This is a genomic window from Streptomyces sp. TP-A0356 (assembly GCF_001417775.1).
Classification (GTDB): Bacteria; Actinomycetota; Actinomycetes; order Streptomycetales; family Streptomycetaceae; genus Streptomyces.
Genome location: NZ_BBZJ01000028.1, coordinates 268,937 through 284,302 on the forward strand (window position 1 = coordinate 268,937; position 15,366 = coordinate 284,302).

Genomic DNA, 15,366 nt, shown 5'->3' on the forward strand with positions numbered 1-15,366 from the left:
GGGTCCCGCTGTGGGCGCGGGCACGTCCGGGTCAGGCGAGGGTGGCGACGAGGACCGCCTTGATCGTGTGCATGCGGTTCTCCGCCTCGTCGAACACGACGGAGTGCGCCGACTCGAACACCTCGTCGGTGACCTCCAGCTCGGACAGTCCGTGCCGCGCGTGGATCTCGCGGCCGACGTCGGTGCCGAGGTCGTGGAAGGCCGGCAGGCAGTGCAGGAACTTCACGCCGTCGTTGCCGGTGGCGCGCAGCACGTCCATGGTGACGGCGTACGGGCCGAGCAGCGCTATGCGCTCGTCCCAGACCTCCTTGGGCTCGCCCATCGACACCCAGACGTCGGTGGCGATGAAGTCGGCGCCGCGCACGCCCTCCTTCACGTCGTCGGTGAGCGTGAGCCGGGCACCGGACGCGTGGGCGAGCTGCTGGGCCACCTCGACGATGGTGTCGTCGGGCCACAGCAGCCTGGGGGCGACGATCCGGACGTCCATGCCGAGCAGGGCGCCGGTGACGAGGTAGGAGTTGCCCATGTTGTAGCGGGCGTCACCGAGGTAGGCGAAGGCGATGTCGGTGAGCGGCTTGTCACTGTGCTCGGTCATGGTGAGCACGTCGGCGAGCATCTGGGTGGGGTGCCACTCGTCGGTGAGGCCGTTGTAGACGGGGACCCCGGCGTGCGCGGCCAGCTCCTCGACGACGCCCTGGCCGTGCCCCCGGTACTCAATGGCATCGAACATCCGTCCGAGCACGCGGGCGGTGTCCTTGACGGACTCCTTGTGTCCGATCTGCGAGCCCACCGGATCCAGGTACGTGGTGTGCGCGCCCTGGTCGGCGGCGGCCACCTCGAAGGCACAGCGGGTGCGCGTCGAGGTCTTCTCGAAGACCAGAGCGATGTTCCTGCCCGTCAGATACCGCGTCTCGGCCCCGGCCTTCTTGGCCGCCTTGAGCTCGGCCGCCAGCTCGATCAGAGCACGGAACTCCTCCGCGGAGAAGTCCAGCTCCTTGAGGAAGTGGCGTCCGGCGAGGGCGGTCGGAACTGTCGCCATGGGGCGCTCCAGGGGGTGCGAGAGGACGGGGACGAACAGGGGGACGACTGGAAGTCTATACGACGCCTCACATTTCTATGCGGAAGGTCCGCCCGGAGTGCCCCGACGGCATCACATGAACACCGCATCCCTCTCCACCGGACAGCTCATGCACCGCGGCCCACCCCGGCCCCGGCCCAGCTCGCTCCCCGGGATCTCGATCACTTCGATGCCCTGTTTGCGCAGGTGCGTATTGGTCGTGGAATTCCTCTCGTACGCGATCACGACACCCGGCTCGACCGCGAGGACGTTGCACCCGTCGTCCCACTGCTCCCGCTCGGCCGCGTGCACGTCCTGTGTGGCGGTCAGCACCCGGATCTCGCTCAGGCCGAGCGCCGCGGCGATCGCGCGGTGCATGTGCTCCGGCGGATGGTCGGTGACCTTCAGCTCCTTCTCCCCGGCGCCCGGCTCGATGGTGTACGAGCGGAGCATGCCCAGTCCCGCGTACTGGGTGAAGGTGTCGCCGTCGACCATGGTCATCACGGTGTCCAGGTGCATGAGGGCGCGGCTCTTGGGCATGTCGAGCGCGACGATGGTCCGGGCCGACCCGGCGGCGAAGAGCTTGTACGCGAGCATCTCGACGGCCTGGGGCGTGGTCCGCTCGCTCATGCCGAGGAGCACGGCGCCGTTGCCGATGACCAGTACGTCGCCGCCCTCCATGGTGGACGGGTACTCGGCCTGTCCCTTCGACCAGACGTGGAACGCCTCGTCGCGGAAGAGCGGATGGTGCCGGTAGATCGCCTCGAAGTGCACGGTCTCGCGCTGCCGTGCGGGCCAGCGCATGGCGTTGATGGAGACCCCGTCGTAGATCCAGGCGGAGGTGTCGCGGGTGAAGAGGTGGTTGGGCAGGGGCCCGAGCAGGAAGTCGTCGAGATCCATCACATGGAACCGGACGGAGGTCGGCTCCGGGTAGGCCTCCAGGAACTCCCGCTTGGTCATACCGCCCACCAGCGCCTCGGTGAGCGCGTCGGCGGGCAGGGCATCGAAGGCGGCGCGGAGGTGGTCGGTGGCGAGTGGCCCGTACTCCTTCTCGTTGAAGACCCGGTCCAGCACGAGGGATCTGGCCGCCGGGATCTCCAGGGTCTCGGTCAGCAGTTCACCGAAGAGATGGACGACGACCCCGCGGTCGCGCAGCACATCGGCGAACCCGTCGTGCTCCGCGCGCGCCCGGCGCACCCAGAGCACGTCGTCGAAGAGGAGCGCGTCCTTGTTGGTGGGCGTGAGCCGTTTGAGCTCAAGATCCGGCCGGTGCAGGATGACGCGGCGCAGCCGCCCGGCTTCGGAGTCGACGTGGAATCCCATGCCTCCATACTGACCATTCGGGCACGCGTTCACCCGTCGTTCGCCGCGAACCGGATGGTCTGATTTCGTCGCCCTGATGACAAGCAAGAGGGCGAGCTCAGGGCCCCGGCGTCCGGTCAACAGTACGGCGGCCGGCCGGTCAGGGAGGCCGCGACCCGCATCCAGGCACCGAAGAGCCGGTGCGGAGCGGGGAGCGGGCCTTCCGCCCGGACGGTACGGCTGTCGGTGGCCGTGACCCCGGGAATGCCCGGGAGCGTGGCGGGCACCGATGCCGCTGCCGGCGCACGGCAAGGCTGGACGGGCCGGCGGGTGCCGCGGTCCCCCGCCGCGGTGCGGCGAGGGCGGCGGTGACCGCCTGCTCGATCCCTTCCCGCGCCTCGGAGCCGGGCCGCAGTTCCGCCGCGAAGCGGTCCCGTGCGTACTTCACCGCGACGGTGGTGATCGAGTCGTCCCATGCGGCGGCCTCCGCGCAGGCGGTGTCATCACCGGTGAGCGCCACGACGCGCCGCGGGTCGTCCGGTCTCCCCCGTCGGCCGGCCGTCCAGCCACGCCGCGCGCGGTTCCGCTCATGGGGACCCGGGCAGTGCGCCACGGGCCCCCACGCCGCGGACGGCACCCCGTCACAGACGGGGATCCACCGGCTCCGACTCCAGGGACAACACCCCGAACACCGCCTCGTGCACCCGCCACAGCGGTTCGCCCTCCGCGAGTCGGTCCAGGGACTCGAGGCCGAGCGCGTACTCCCGTATCGCCAGCGAGCGCTTGTGGCCGAGGAACCTCTGGCGGAGCCGGGCGAGGTTGTCGGGGCGTGTGTACTCGGGACCGTAGATGATCCTCAGGTACTCGCGGCCCCGGCACTTGATGCCGGGCTGGACCAGACGGCCCCGCTCGTCGCGCACCACCGCGCCGAGCGGCTTGACCACCATGCCCTCGCCGCCGCGCCCCGTCATCTCCAGCCACCAGTCGACACCGGCCCGTACGGACTCGGCGTCGCCCGTGTCCACGAACAGGCGCCGTGTCGTCTGCAGCAGCCCGCTCGCGTCGTGTTCCACGAGCCGGTCGATCAGGGCGAGCTGCTCGTCATGAGGCACGGCTGCAAGGCCCCGGCCGCGCACCGCCAGGATCTGGAAGGGCGCCAGACGGACGCCCCCCAGGCCGTCCGTCGTCCAGCAGTAGCGGCGGTACGCCGCGGTGAACGCGGCCGCGTCCGACGCCCGTTCCCGCTGGCGTGCCAGCAGTGCGGTGACGTCGACGCCCCGCGCCGCCGCGCCCTCCAGCGCGGCCAGCGCCCCCGGGAACACCGCCCCGGACGCCGCGCCCACCGCCGCGTACTGACCCCGCAGCAGCCCCGACGCCTTCAGCGACCACGGCATCAGCTCGGCGTCGAGCAGCAGCCAGTCGGTCTCCAGCTCCTCCCACAGGCCCGCGGCGCCGATCGCCGACCGCACCCGGCCGAGGATCTCCTCGGTCACCGACTCGTCGTCGAAGAACGGGCGGCCGGTGCGCGTGTACAGCGACCCCGTGGGACCCTCGACCCCGAACCGCTCGCGCGCCGCCTGCGCGTCCCGGCACACCAGTGCCACCGCCCGCGACCCCATGTGCTTCTCCTCGCACACGACCCGCCCGACCCCGTCCGCCGCGTACTGCGCGAAGGCCTCGGCCGGGTGCTCCAGGTAGCCGTCGACGCGCGAGGTCGCCGTCGGCGCCATGGTCGGCGGCAGATACGGCAGCAGCCGCGGGTCCACCGCGAAGCGGCTCATGACCTCCAGGGCCGCCGCGGCGTTCTCCTCGCGGACCGTGATGCGGCCGGCGTGCCGGGTCTCCACCACCCTGCGGCCGTGGACGTCGGCGAGGTCCAGGGGCCGGCCGTCGTGCCCGCCCGGCGCCTCCGTCACCAGCGGCCTGGCCGGCTCGTACCAGACCCGCTCGGCCGGTACGTCGACCAGCTCCCGCTCCGGCCAGCGCAGCGCGGTCAGCCTGCCGCCGAAGACGGCGCCCGTGTCCAGGCAGATCGTGTTGTTCAGCCAGGTGGCCTGCGGAACCGGAGTGTGACCGTAGACGACGGCCGCCCGGCCCCGGTAGTCCTCCGCCCATGGGTAGCGCACCGGCAGGCCGAACTCGTCCGTCTCCCCGGTCGTGTCGCCGTACAGCGCGTGCGAGCGCACCCGGCCGGAGGTCCGGCCGTGGTACTTCTCGGGCAGTCCGGCGTGGCAGACGACCAGCCGGCCGCCGTCCAGGACGTAGTGGCTGACGAGGCCGTCGATGAACTCCCTTACCCGCTGCCTGAACTCCTCGCTCTCGCCCTCCATCTGCTCGATGGTCTCGACGAGTCCGTGGGTGTGCTGGACCTTGCGGCCCTTGAGGTGACGCCCGTACTTGTTCTCGTGGTTGCCCGCCACGCACAGCGCGTCGCCGGATGCCACCATCGACATCACACGGCGCAGCACGCCCGGGCTGTCCGGGCCGCGGTCGACCAGGTCACCGACGAACACCGCCGTACGGCCCTCCGGGTGCACGCCGTCGGTGTATCCCAACTTCCTGAGCAGCGCCTCCAGTTCGGACGAGCAGCCATGGATGTCGCCGATGATGTCGAAGGGGCCGGTGAGGTGGGTCAGGTCGTTGAAGCGCTTCTCGGTGACGACCGTCGCGTTCTCGGCCTCCTCCACGCCCCGCAGCACGTGCACCTTGCGGAAGCCCTCGCGCTCCAGGTGCCTCAGGGAGCGGCGCAGTTCCCGAGTGTGGCGCTGGATCACCCGGCGCGGCATGTCCGCCCGGTCGGTGCGGGCCGCGTTGCGCTCGGCGCACACCTCCTCCGGCACGTCGAACACGATGGCGATGGGCAGCACGTCGTACTGCTTCGCCAGGTCGATCAGCTGACGGCGGGCGTCCTGCTGCACGCTGGTCGCGTCGACGACGGTACGGCGGCCGGCCGCCAGGCGCTTGCCGGCGATGTAGTGCAGGACGTCGAAGGCGTCCGTGGTGGCGCTCTGGTCGTTCTCGTCGTCGGACACCAGGCCACGGCAGAAGTCGGAGGAGATGACCTCGGTGGGCTTGAAGTGCCTGCGGGCGAAGGTGGACTTGCCCGATCCGGAGGCGCCGATCAGGACCACGAGGGAGAGGTCGGTGACGGGCAGGGTGCGCGCCTTCACCGCCCTGGTCACGCTCTGGGTCTCCGTCATGCCGCCCTCACCTCCTTCTTCCCGTTCTCGCGGTTCGCGCTCTCGCGGTTCGCGTTCTCGCCGTCCGCGTTCTCGCCGTCCGCGTTCGCGTTGTCGTCGTTCTGGTCCCGGTCGTTCTCGTCCCGGTCGTTCTCGTTCACGGTCTTCGTCGTGAACACCGCCATCTGCGTGGGCGGGCCCACCTCCGGGTCGTCCGGTCCGACCGGCCTGAAGTCCACGTCGTAGCCGTGGCGTTCGGCCACCGCCCGGGCCCAGGTGCGGAACTCGTCCCGCGTCCACTCGAAGCGGTGGTCGCCGTGCCGTACGTGCCCGGCCGGGAGGGTCTCCCAGCGGACGTTGTACTCGACGTTCGGGGTCGTCACGAGGACCGTCCGGGGGCGGGCCGAGCCGAACACCGCGTACTCCAGGGCGGGCAGCCGGGGCAGGTCCAGGTGCTCGATGACCTCGCTGAGCACGGCGGCGTCGTACCCCTTGAGCCGGTTGTCGGTGTACACGAGTGAGCCCTGGAAGAGCGTGACCCGGGAGGCCTGCCGCTCCCCCATGCTGTCCAGTCTCAGCCGCCGGGACGCGATGGTCAGCGCCCGCATCGAGACGTCCACGCCCACGATCTCGGTGAACCGCGCGTCCTTCAGCAGCGCCTGCACCAACTGGCCCTGGCCGCAGCCGAGGTCGAGGACGCGGGCGGCGGCGGACTCCTTGAGCGCCGCGACGACGGCGTCCCTGCGCTGCACGGCGAGCGGGGTCGGCTTCTCCTCCGTACCGGTCTCCGCCCCGACGGCGTTGTCGATCTCCTCGACGTCGCTGTCGTCCGCCTCCGCGAGCCGCACCAGTTCCAGCCGCTCCATCGCCTGTCGCGTCAGCGACCAGCGGCGCGACAGATAGCGGCTGGTGATGAGCTTCTGCTCGGGGTGGTCGGGCAGCCATCCCTCACCGGCCCGCAGCAGCTTGTCGACCTCGTCGGAGGAGACCCAGTAGTGCTTGGCGTCGTCGAGGACGGGCAGCAGGACGTACAGGTGGCGCAGGGCCGACGCCAGCCTCAGCGCCTCGGACTCCAGGACCAGTCGCACGTATCGTGAGTCGCCCCACTCCGGGAACTCGGCGTCCAGCGTGACCGGTTCGGCGGTGACCGTCCAGCCGAGCGGTTCGAAGAGACGGCGTACGAGGTCCGGGCCGCCCCGGGCGGGCAGCGCCGGCACCTCGATGCGCAGCGGCAGCGGCTGCTCGGCGCGTTCGGGCAGCGCGTTGCACACGCCTCGCATCGCGCTGGAGAAGACGCTGCTCAGCGCTACGGCGAGCAGTGAGGATGCGGCGTACGGGCGGTCGTTGACGTACTGCGCGAGTGCCGCGTCGGGGGCGCCGCCCCGACCCTTGCCCTTGCCGCGCCGGACCAGTGCCACCGTATCGACCTCCAGCAGCAGCGCCGCCGTGCAGCGCCCGGCGTCCGCCTCGGGGTAGAGGACGTGCGCGGTGCCGTAGGAGGTGGAGAACGCCTGCGCCTTGCCCGGATGCTTGTGCAGCAGGAAGCCGAGATCGGTCGCGGGACGCTCCGTGGTGCCGGTGGTACTGATCGTCAGGAACATGCCCTGAGTCTCCTGGCCTCGGGGCTCCCGCGGCCACCGGGTTTCCCACCCCGGGCCACAGCTCACCTCGCGGGCACGTCACTTGCTCCGTCGGGGCGTGTTGCCTGCCGCACCAGGGCGGACATGCATGATGGATGCATGGATCTTCGAGTCTTCACAGAACCGCAGCAGGGTGCCACCTACGAGACGCTGCTCCGCGTCGCCAGGACCGCCGAGGACCTGGGCTACGGGGCCTTCTTCCGTTCCGATCACTACTTGCACATGGGCAACGTGGACGGCCTTCCGGGTCCCACGGACGCTTGGATCACGCTCGCCGGGCTCGCCCGGGAGACGAGCCGGATCCGGCTCGGCACGCTGATGACGGCGGGAACCTTTCGCTTGCCGGGGGTCCTCGCCATCCAGGTCGCCCAGGTGGACCAGATGTCCGGGGGACGGGTCGAACTCGGGCTCGGCTCCGGGTGGTACGAGGAGGAGCACAAGGCATACGGCATCCCGTTCCCGAAGGAGAAGTTCGGGCGGCTGGAGGAACAGCTCGCCGTCGTGACGGGCCTGTGGAACACGCCCGTCGGCGAGCGGTTCACCTTCGACGGGAAGTACTACCAGCTCCAGGACTCCCCGGCGCTGCCCAAGCCTGCCCAGTCGAAGGTGCCCGTCCTCATCGGCGGGCACGGAGCGAAGCGCACCCCGGAGCTCGCGGCCCGGTACGCCGACGAGTTCAATAGTCCGTTCGCATCCATCGCGGACACGGAAGCGCAGTTCGCGCGCGTCCGCGCCGCCGCCGAAGAGCACGGCCGCAAGGGTGATGACCTCGTGTACTCCAACGCCCTCGTGGCCTGCGTGGGGGCGACGGACGCCGAGGTGCGGCGTCGGGCCGACGCCATCGGGCGTGAGGTGGACGAGCTGAAGGCGAACGGTCTTGCGGGGTCCCCCGCGGAGGTCGTGGAGAAGCTGGGGCAGTACCGGGCCGTCGGGTCGCAGCGGGTCTACCTCCAGATGCTGGACCTGGACGATCTGGACCAACTGGAACTGATCGCCGCGGAGGTCATGCCGCAACTGGCCTAGGTCGCGAGAGAGGAGCCGGCCGTCGCGGAACGGGCCCGGGGCCGAGTGGGACGAAGAGTGCGGGTGAGCGGCTGGGACGTCAGCCCGGCGCCCGGTGCCGCTCCCGTATCTCGCCGTCCCGGGCCGCCAGTCTGCGCAGCATCTCTCTGACCCGGTCCCTCGACTCGTCCGCCGCGTCGATGGCCTCCATGCACTGCCAGTACGTGCCCTCGTCGTCGGCCGCGCTCGCGACCGCGACGAGGGCCATGCCCAGCTCCACCAGGAGGGTGCCGAGGTCGAGGAGCGCCCTGCGGGCGTCACCCAGCTCCGTCAGCTGGGCGGCACGCAGGTCGGCCACGTCGATGGACGGGGTGTCCAGGACGCCGCAGCCCCGGCCCGCCAGCTCCGTCAACCCCAGTGCCTCGCCCCGCAGTTCGGGCGGACCCGAGACCGCCAGCCGACTGCCGATGGCCTGCGCCAGGGCGTACGCCTGCCACGCCTCCCTCATGATTCTCGGCCCGTCCTCGCTCGCCGCCAGGGCACGCCTGCTCGTCAGGATGAGCCGCACCGCATCCATGCGCTGCCCCCGCTCTGTCCGACGCGCTCCCGCACGTCTGCCCGAACTCCGTTGTTCACTACCCAGAGTGAATGCTCGCGGGACGAAAAGCCAGAGGTAGCCCGAAATCTGTGGACACCAAGGGAGGCGGGGACAACTCCGCAACTCCGGAGAGTGACGATCGGTTCTCTGGACTCCGGCCGCGAGTTCTCTGGATTCCGGCCGCGGACCCGGTTCCCGACCGCGGGGCGGCACGGTCTCATTCCACGCCGGGCGCCGGGAACCTCTCCTCGTTGCGGTCGATCTTCGCGTCCAGCGCCGCGAGCGCGTCGATGTCCAGGACCTCGCACAGCTGGAGGAGATACGCGAACACGTCCGCGACCTCGTCGGTCACCCGGCGGGCCGTGTCCGGGTCGTCCATCACCCGCGCCGACTCCTCGGGCGTCAACCACTGGAAGATCTCGACCAGTTCGGACGCTTCCACGCTGAGCGCGGCCGCCAGGTTCTTGGGAGTGTGGTACGGCTGCCAGTTGCGCGCCGCGGCGAAGTCGGCGAGCCGGCGCTGCAGTCCCGCCACGTCCAGGTCCTTGTGCCGCCCGGGTTCCTCTGTCACGGCCTCAGGTCTACCACCGTCACACCCTCCACCTCCGCCACCCGGGACGCCTCGCTCACCGCGCCCACCAGTCTGATGTGGCCCCGCTCGCACACCCGTGCCGCCAGCTGGAGCAGTTCCCGAGCCTGCCGCCGGTCCATACCGCGGTCGAAGCCGTCCGCGAGCACGGTGAGCGTCTGCAGTGCCGCGGGCACCTCTCCCACCGGGTCGACCTCCAGGACGCCCGGGCCGGTCAGGAGCACGAGGGCCAGCGCCACGTAGCGCAGTTCACCGTCGCCCAGCAGTTCCAGCGGCGTCCGCCGTCCTTCGCCCCGGTCGAGCAGCGCGCGGACCGTGCCGTCGCCGAGCGGCTCCGCCAGCAGGTCCACGACCCGCCCCGCGCACCCGGCGCCGACCGCCGTGGCCAGCAGCGCATGCCGCCGGACGCACTCCGCGCGGGTACGCCACAGCACTTCCGCGAGGTTGCCGCAGTCGCGGAGCAGTCGGCCCGTGCCCAGCGGCACGGGTGCGCGCATCGAGCCGGGGCTCGGGTCGCAGACGAAGACCGAGCGCAGGGCGACCACCATCTGCTCGGCCGCGGCCAGCACCCGGCGCTGGCCGTCCGTCCTGCCTGCCACGCGCAGCGGCAGCAGGGCGGTGCCGAGGCGGTCGTCCGGGAGCGGCCCCCGGGTCACCGGAGCGGAGCCCGCCGTGTGCCAGGCCGCCTGCACCATCGAACGGCTCGGATCGCGCAGTGCCGTCTCCAGCAGGACCAGTCCCCCGGACGTCAACCGCTCGCCCACGATGCGCAGTTCGGGCTCGGCCTGGACGGCCACGTCGAGCCGGACGGGCCCCTCCGGGCCGTCCGCGGTGCAGCCGATGCGGAACCCGCGCCGCCGCTGGGCGTCGGGCCGCGCCCGCTCGGGCACGCAGGCCACCGGGGCCGGGAACGCCTCCCCCAGTTCCGCGCCGCCCCCGAGCCGCGCCAGCGCCTCGTACGCCTGCAGCGCCCGCGACTTGCCCGAGCCGCTCGGCCCCGCGAAGAGCGTCAGCGGCCCCAGACTGAACCCGGCCCGCCGATGTCCGGCGAACGCGGACAGCCGCAGCTCGGTGACGCACGGCCGGTCGGGGCGCGGGGCCGCGTGGGCGGACGGGCCGGGCAGGGACAGCACAGGGGACACGGTCATACCGGGGACCGTAGGACCACACCGCCGGGGCGAACCGTTCCGCCCCCGCGCCCTTCCCACGATCGGGCGATGGGGGGTCCAGGGCTGACTCAGACGCCCGGAGCCCCGGCCCCCTCCATGAGTCCCTGCACCTCGGTCCCCCGCGGGGTAAGCAGGAACACATTGCGGTCGACCCGGTGCATCCCGCTCGCGAGGCCGAAGACCACCCCGGTGCTGAAGTCCAGCACCCGCTTGGCCACCTCGGTCTCCGCGCTCGTGAGGTCGAGCAGTACGGGCACGCCCGCCATCAGCGTCTCGGCGACCTCCCGCGCGTCCGCGAACACATTGACCCGCAGGACCACGAAGCGGCGGCGTGCCTCGGTCGGGGCCTCGGGTGTCGACCGGTGGTCGACCGCGGACGGCCAGGCGTCCCGGCCGCGCAACGGAACGACCTGAGCGAGCCCTTCCCACTGTTCATCGGTGACATCGTGGCTGTTCACCGGCCCTCCCCGCTGGCTCGCACTCATCGTCTGCACCGGCCAATTCTTACGCATGGTCACCCGTTCGGCCGAACAGCGACACGGTCCGCGACGTTCCCGGCGGCCACTTCGGCCGAACCGCATCCCTCGCGTACCACCGTCGTACCGGCCTCACACCGCCCGCGCGCCTCCGGCGCAGCGCGTGTGACGCCTCAAGACCGCGACACGTGACATCGGCGTAACGGGCATTCCGTACGGTCGTCGACATGACCCCGAGCCCGGAACGCCCCGGCGACGTCCGCGAGACGACAGGAGTGACCAACAGGCGAATTCCGGCCGACCGCACCACCACCACGCACAGACTTCATTTACCTCACTGACACCGGAGTCTTCACTTCCAGGGGGGGTGGCGTTCATGATGTCCCGTTACGTTCCGGTGGTGCAGTTGGCAGAAGTGAGGCCGTCGACAAGAGGCCGATGGGCGCGCCCGGTCGTGGCGCCGGACGAGCCGGACCAGACTCCCGCACAGTGGCATCGCATGCTGACGCTGCTCGCGGACATCAGCCTGTTCATCGGCACGCGGGGGGTGTGGTCGTCCGCCGCCAGTCACCAACTGCTGGTCGCCGGGATCATCTCCGCGTGCTACGCGACGATCCTCGTCACCGGCGTCCTGACGCTGGTCGTGCGGCGCAGCCGCTCGCTGGCCCGGCTGGACCTGGTCGTCCTGGCGACGGCGGTCACGCTGGCGTACTGCGCGGTCTCCGTGGCGCACGACTTCAGCGACGAGTCGGTCCTCACCACGCAGGCCGCCCACCAGTTGTTGGACGGCCACGCGATGTACGGGCAGCCGTGGCCCTGGCTGTTCGGGGGAAACATCGCCTACACGGCGACGGTGACCGGCGGCTACGACTTCAGCTACGGCTACCCGCCGCTGCTGGCCATGCTGACCGCGCCGCTGCTGTGGCTCGGCCGCGGCGCGCTGCCGACCACCCTGGTCACCACCACCGCGATCGCCACGGGCGCGATCGTCATGTGGAAGATGCTGCCCGTGCCGTGGCGCTCGGCGGCCACCATGGTCTGCCTGGGCTTCGGCATGATCCCCACATACGCCCGCCTCGGCTACCCGGCCGTCCTCGCGCTGGCCTTCCTGATCCCCGTCGTGATGCGCTGGACGCGCATGGGCACGGGCGGCCCGGCCGACTGGGCGCGGGCCGCCTGTCTGGGCGCCGCCTGCGCGTCCCAGCAGTTGCCGTGGTTCCTGACGCCGTTCCTGCTCGCCGGGGTATACGCGCTGCGGCGCGGCGAGTTGGGGGCGCGCGGGGCCGCGGTCGCCGTGGGGCGCATCGCCGGCACAGCGGCCGGCACCTGGCTGCTCATCAACGCGTACTTCATCGTCACGGAGCCACGCACCTGGATCGCCGGGGTCGCGCTGCCGATCATCCAGGGCGCGGTGATCCACGGCCAGGGCCTGGTCGACATCTCCCTCTACTTCACCGACGGCAGCGACCGCCTGGCCTGGTACTCGCATGCGAGCATGCTGCTCGCGGCCGGTCTGCTGGCGATGTTCGTGCTGTTCGTGCGCCGACTGGGCCCGGCCGCGACCGTGCTGCCCTGGTGCGCGTTCTTCCTCGCGACCCGCTCGCAGGACGGCTACTACCTGCTGATGACCCCGCTGTGGGTGGCGGCCGCCGCCACCGTGCCGCCCAGCGCGTTCGCCACCGCCTGGCAGCCCCGGCTGCTGCACGGGCGGCGGACGGCCCGTATGGTGCTCGCCGGGGCCCTGCTGGCCCCGTCCCTGGTGGCCGCGACGGTGGCGGCGACCGGCGGGCCACCGCTGCGCATGGAGGCCGTCGGCGCCTCCCGGACGACCCTGACGGTCAAGACGCTCACGGTCCGGGTGAGCAACACCGGCGGCTCGCCTCTGGAGCCGCACTTCATGGTGACCACCGGCCAGAGCATGAGCCGCTACTGGAAGGTGCTCAGCGGCCCCTCGACCGTCGCCGCGCACGCGACGGCCACCTACCGGCTCCAGCCGCCGGACGGCGCCTGGGGACTGCCGAAGAACGGCACCCGCATCCGGCTGCGCGCCTTCACCCCGTCGCCGGTGACCCTGTCGAGCCAGGACATCCAGGTGCCGAGCGGGAACTAGCGCGAGCGGTGACGGGCTGTCACGTCACCTGCTTCAGCACCTCCAGGACCACCGGGTCGACCACCCGGTAGCGGACGATTCGCCCCTCCTTCTCCCCGGCGACCACCTCGGCCGTCCGCAGCAGCCGCAGCGCCTGCGAGACGGCCGGGTCGTTCATGCCGGTCGCCACCGCCAGGTCGGAGACCGCGAGCGGCCCCGCCCGGTGCAGTGCGAGCAGCAGGGCGAGCCGGCCGGGGTCGGCGAGCAGCGAGAAGCGGTCGGCCCAGGCGCGTACGGCCCCTGGTTCGCCGATGGCTTCGATGGCCTCGCAGACCCGATGGCCGTCGATGGTGCGCCTGTCGGCACGGTCGGCGGGGACGAGATGCATGCGTGCATTCTCCCAGGCACCCGCGTGTGATCTTCGATACCCCTGGACATCTGCGCAACTGTGCAGTCTTGCAGGGATTCCCGGGGCCGCCCTAAGGTTGGGCCGCCGTGGTGTTCGGGAAGACCGGTGAAAGCCCCCAGGGGCTCAGGCCGGAGCGGCCCTCGCCACTGTGATCGGGGAGTTCCCGCTCCGTACCGCCCCTTCGGGGCGGCGCCACTGGTCGCACGTTGACCGGGAAGGCAGGAGCGGGCGCGGTGATCCGTCAGCCAGGAGACCGGCCACGGCATCTCACGAAGTGATCCACGAGGTGCTGGAGCGTGACCGAATGACCCTGCCCGACCCTGCCTCCTTCCAGTGGCGGCGCGAGGACACCCTGCGGACCGCCGGACTGCTGGCGGTGATCGCGGCCCTGCACGTGGTCGCGTTCGGGGTGCTGTTCCTGCTGGTGGTGCCGGAGCACTACGAAGTCGGGTCCAAGGCGTTCGGCATCGGGCTGGGCGTCACCGCGTACACGCTGGGCATGCGGCACGCCTTCGACGCCGACCACATCGCCGCGATCGACAACACCACCCGCAAGCTGATGGCGGACGGCAAGCGCCCGGTGTCGGTGGGGTTCTGGTTCGCGCTGGGGCACTCCAGCGTGGTCGTGGTGCTCGCGGCGCTCATCGCCGGAGGCACCCAGCTGGCCGGGCGCATCATGAACGAGAACTCCAGCACCCACCAGGTCCTGGGCGTCCTGGGGACGACGGTCTCGGGCACCTTCCTCTACGTCATCGCCGCGCTCAACCTGGTGGCGCTCATGGGCATCCTGCGGGTCTTCCGGGCGATGCGGGCGGGTACGTACGACGAGAAGGAGCTCGAACAGCACCTTGATTCCCGTGGGTTCATGAACCGTGTCCTCGGCCGCTTCACCAAGTCCATCAGCCGGCCCGGTCAGATGTTCCCGCTCGGCTTCCTGTTCGGTCTGGGCTTCGACACCGCGACCGAGGTGACGCTGATGGTGATGGCGGGCAGCGGGGCGGCGGCCGGGCTGCCCTGGTACGCGATCCTGTGCCTGCCGTTGCTGTTCGCGGCCGGAATGAGCCTGTTCGACACGCTCGACGGCACGTTCATGAACTTCGCCTACCAGTGGGCGTTCTCCAACCCGGTGCGCAAGGTGTTCTACAACCTCACGATCACGGGTCTGTCGATCGCGGTGGCCTTCCTGATCGGCACCATCGAACTGGTCGGCGTCCTGCACGACAAGCTGGACCTGCGGGACGCGCTGACGGGCTGGATCGCCGGGCTCGACCTCGACAACGTGGGGTTCGTCATCGTCGGTCTGTTCGTGGTCGTATGGGCCGCCGCCCTCGCGTACTGGCGGCTGGCCAGGATCGAGGAGCGATGGACTCCCCGCCCCGCCGACGGGAGTTGACACACCGGGCTCACACGGTATTTCCATGAGTCCATCGAAGTTAGGCGGGAAGGCGATCACACCGGGCGAGCCCCCAGCCATCTACTGCCGCATCTCGCACGCCAGGGACGAGGATCAGACGTGAGTCGACCGGCAGGAACGCATCTGCCGGGAAGTCGCCGAACGGCTTCAGCTCCGTGTATCGAGGTGGCCCACGGGGGCCGCCGTCAGTACGGCTACTCCTGCGCCTGTCTCTTGCGCGGGGCTACTCCGCCGAGTCAGAAGATCCGGCATTACGGCTCACCACTGCGGGAGGACGGACGCGACCGGGCCCTGCCCCTTCGATCTCGGTGCAGGGCCCGGTCGCGTGCGAGCCGCGAAGCCGATGGCTTCAGAGAAGTCGCCGTCCCATCTTCGCTGACCGCCGATTGTGGCCCTTGGTGTCCCACCACTCCTCTAGTGCCGCATCAAGCAACGTTCGTCC

Annotated in this window: 13 protein-coding genes and 1 riboswitch; of the genes, 3 read left to right on the forward strand and 10 right to left on the reverse strand. The window is 71.0% G+C overall.

All coding sequences use genetic code 11. From position 1 onward, the window contains the following. Window positions 1-31: 31 nt before the first annotated feature. The 5 genes from argF to ASC56_RS30215 all read right to left on the reverse strand — a co-directional run bounded on the left by argF (window position 32) and on the right by ASC56_RS30215 (window position 7,139). Window positions 32-1,039, reverse strand: coding sequence for an ornithine carbamoyltransferase (gene argF, locus ASC56_RS30195; RefSeq protein WP_055494739.1), 1,008 nt, complete (start codon window positions 1,037-1,039; stop codon window positions 32-34). 111 nt (window positions 1,040-1,150) lie between these two features. Continuing rightward, complete coding sequence (locus ASC56_RS30200) at window positions 1,151-2,380, reverse strand: arginine deiminase (protein ID WP_055494740.1); 1,230 nt, start codon at window positions 2,378-2,380, stop codon at window positions 1,151-1,153. A 139-nt stretch (window positions 2,381-2,519) separates the two neighbouring features. After that, window positions 2,520-2,996: a M55 family metallopeptidase gene (locus tag ASC56_RS30205; RefSeq protein ID WP_371330312.1), complete on the reverse strand. Its 477-nt coding sequence runs from the start codon at window positions 2,994-2,996 to the stop codon at window positions 2,520-2,522. Window positions 2,997-3,000: 4 nt separating this feature from the next. Further along, window positions 3,001-5,559, reverse strand: a complete 2,559-nt coding sequence (locus tag ASC56_RS30210; RefSeq protein WP_055494742.1) for a polynucleotide kinase-phosphatase — start codon at window positions 5,557-5,559, stop codon at window positions 3,001-3,003. Next, a complete protein-coding gene (locus tag ASC56_RS30215; protein WP_079102788.1) occupies window positions 5,556-7,139 on the reverse strand; it encodes a 3' terminal RNA ribose 2'-O-methyltransferase Hen1 in 1,584 nt (527 codons plus the stop codon). The genes ASC56_RS30210 and ASC56_RS30215 overlap by 4 nt, the downstream gene beginning before the upstream one ends. A gap of 138 nt (window positions 7,140-7,277) precedes the next feature. On the opposite strand from ASC56_RS30215, the gene ASC56_RS30220 reads away from it, so the two are divergent. Further along, window positions 7,278-8,201: an LLM class F420-dependent oxidoreductase gene (locus tag ASC56_RS30220; protein WP_055494743.1), complete on the forward strand. Its 924-nt coding sequence runs from the start codon at window positions 7,278-7,280 to the stop codon at window positions 8,199-8,201. A 79-nt stretch (window positions 8,202-8,280) separates the two neighbouring features. Here the strand turns inward: ASC56_RS30220 and ASC56_RS30225 are convergent, their stop codons facing one another. The 4 genes from ASC56_RS30225 to ASC56_RS30240 all read right to left on the reverse strand — a co-directional run bounded on the left by ASC56_RS30225 (window position 8,281) and on the right by ASC56_RS30240 (window position 11,021). Further along, window positions 8,281-8,757, reverse strand: coding sequence for a DUF6099 family protein (locus ASC56_RS30225; RefSeq protein ID WP_055494744.1), 477 nt, complete (start codon window positions 8,755-8,757; stop codon window positions 8,281-8,283). A 238-nt stretch (window positions 8,758-8,995) separates the two neighbouring features. After that, on the reverse strand, window positions 8,996-9,349 hold the full coding sequence (locus tag ASC56_RS30230) for a nucleotide pyrophosphohydrolase (protein WP_055494745.1): 354 nt from the start codon (window positions 9,347-9,349) through the stop codon (window positions 8,996-8,998). Beyond that, window positions 9,346-10,515, reverse strand: a complete 1,170-nt coding sequence (locus ASC56_RS30235) for an AAA family ATPase (protein WP_055494746.1) — start codon at window positions 10,513-10,515, stop codon at window positions 9,346-9,348. The genes ASC56_RS30230 and ASC56_RS30235 overlap by 4 nt, the downstream gene beginning before the upstream one ends. Window positions 10,516-10,604: 89 nt before the next feature. Further along, entirely contained in the window at window positions 10,605-11,021 is a 417-nt protein-coding gene (locus ASC56_RS30240; RefSeq protein ID WP_079102789.1) for a cell division protein SepF, read from the reverse strand. A 490-nt stretch (window positions 11,022-11,511) separates the two neighbouring features. Between ASC56_RS30240 and ASC56_RS30245 the strand changes: the two genes are divergently transcribed. Next, window positions 11,512-13,122, forward strand: a complete 1,611-nt coding sequence (locus tag ASC56_RS30245) for a hypothetical protein (RefSeq protein WP_199836102.1) — start codon at window positions 11,512-11,514, stop codon at window positions 13,120-13,122. Window positions 13,123-13,141: 19 nt separating this feature from the next. Here ASC56_RS30245 and ASC56_RS30250 read toward each other — a convergent pair whose 3' ends face one another. Then, complete coding sequence (locus tag ASC56_RS30250) at window positions 13,142-13,489, reverse strand: metalloregulator ArsR/SmtB family transcription factor (RefSeq protein ID WP_055494749.1); 348 nt, start codon at window positions 13,487-13,489, stop codon at window positions 13,142-13,144. 91 nt (window positions 13,490-13,580) lie between these two features. Then, a riboswitch (cobalamin riboswitch) is annotated at window positions 13,581-13,787 on the forward strand. 27 nt (window positions 13,788-13,814) lie between these two features. On the opposite strand from ASC56_RS30250, the gene ASC56_RS30255 reads away from it, so the two are divergent. Beyond that, entirely contained in the window at window positions 13,815-14,903 is a 1,089-nt protein-coding gene (locus tag ASC56_RS30255) for a HoxN/HupN/NixA family nickel/cobalt transporter (RefSeq protein ID WP_234377113.1), read from the forward strand. Window positions 14,904-15,366: the final 463 nt, after the last annotated feature.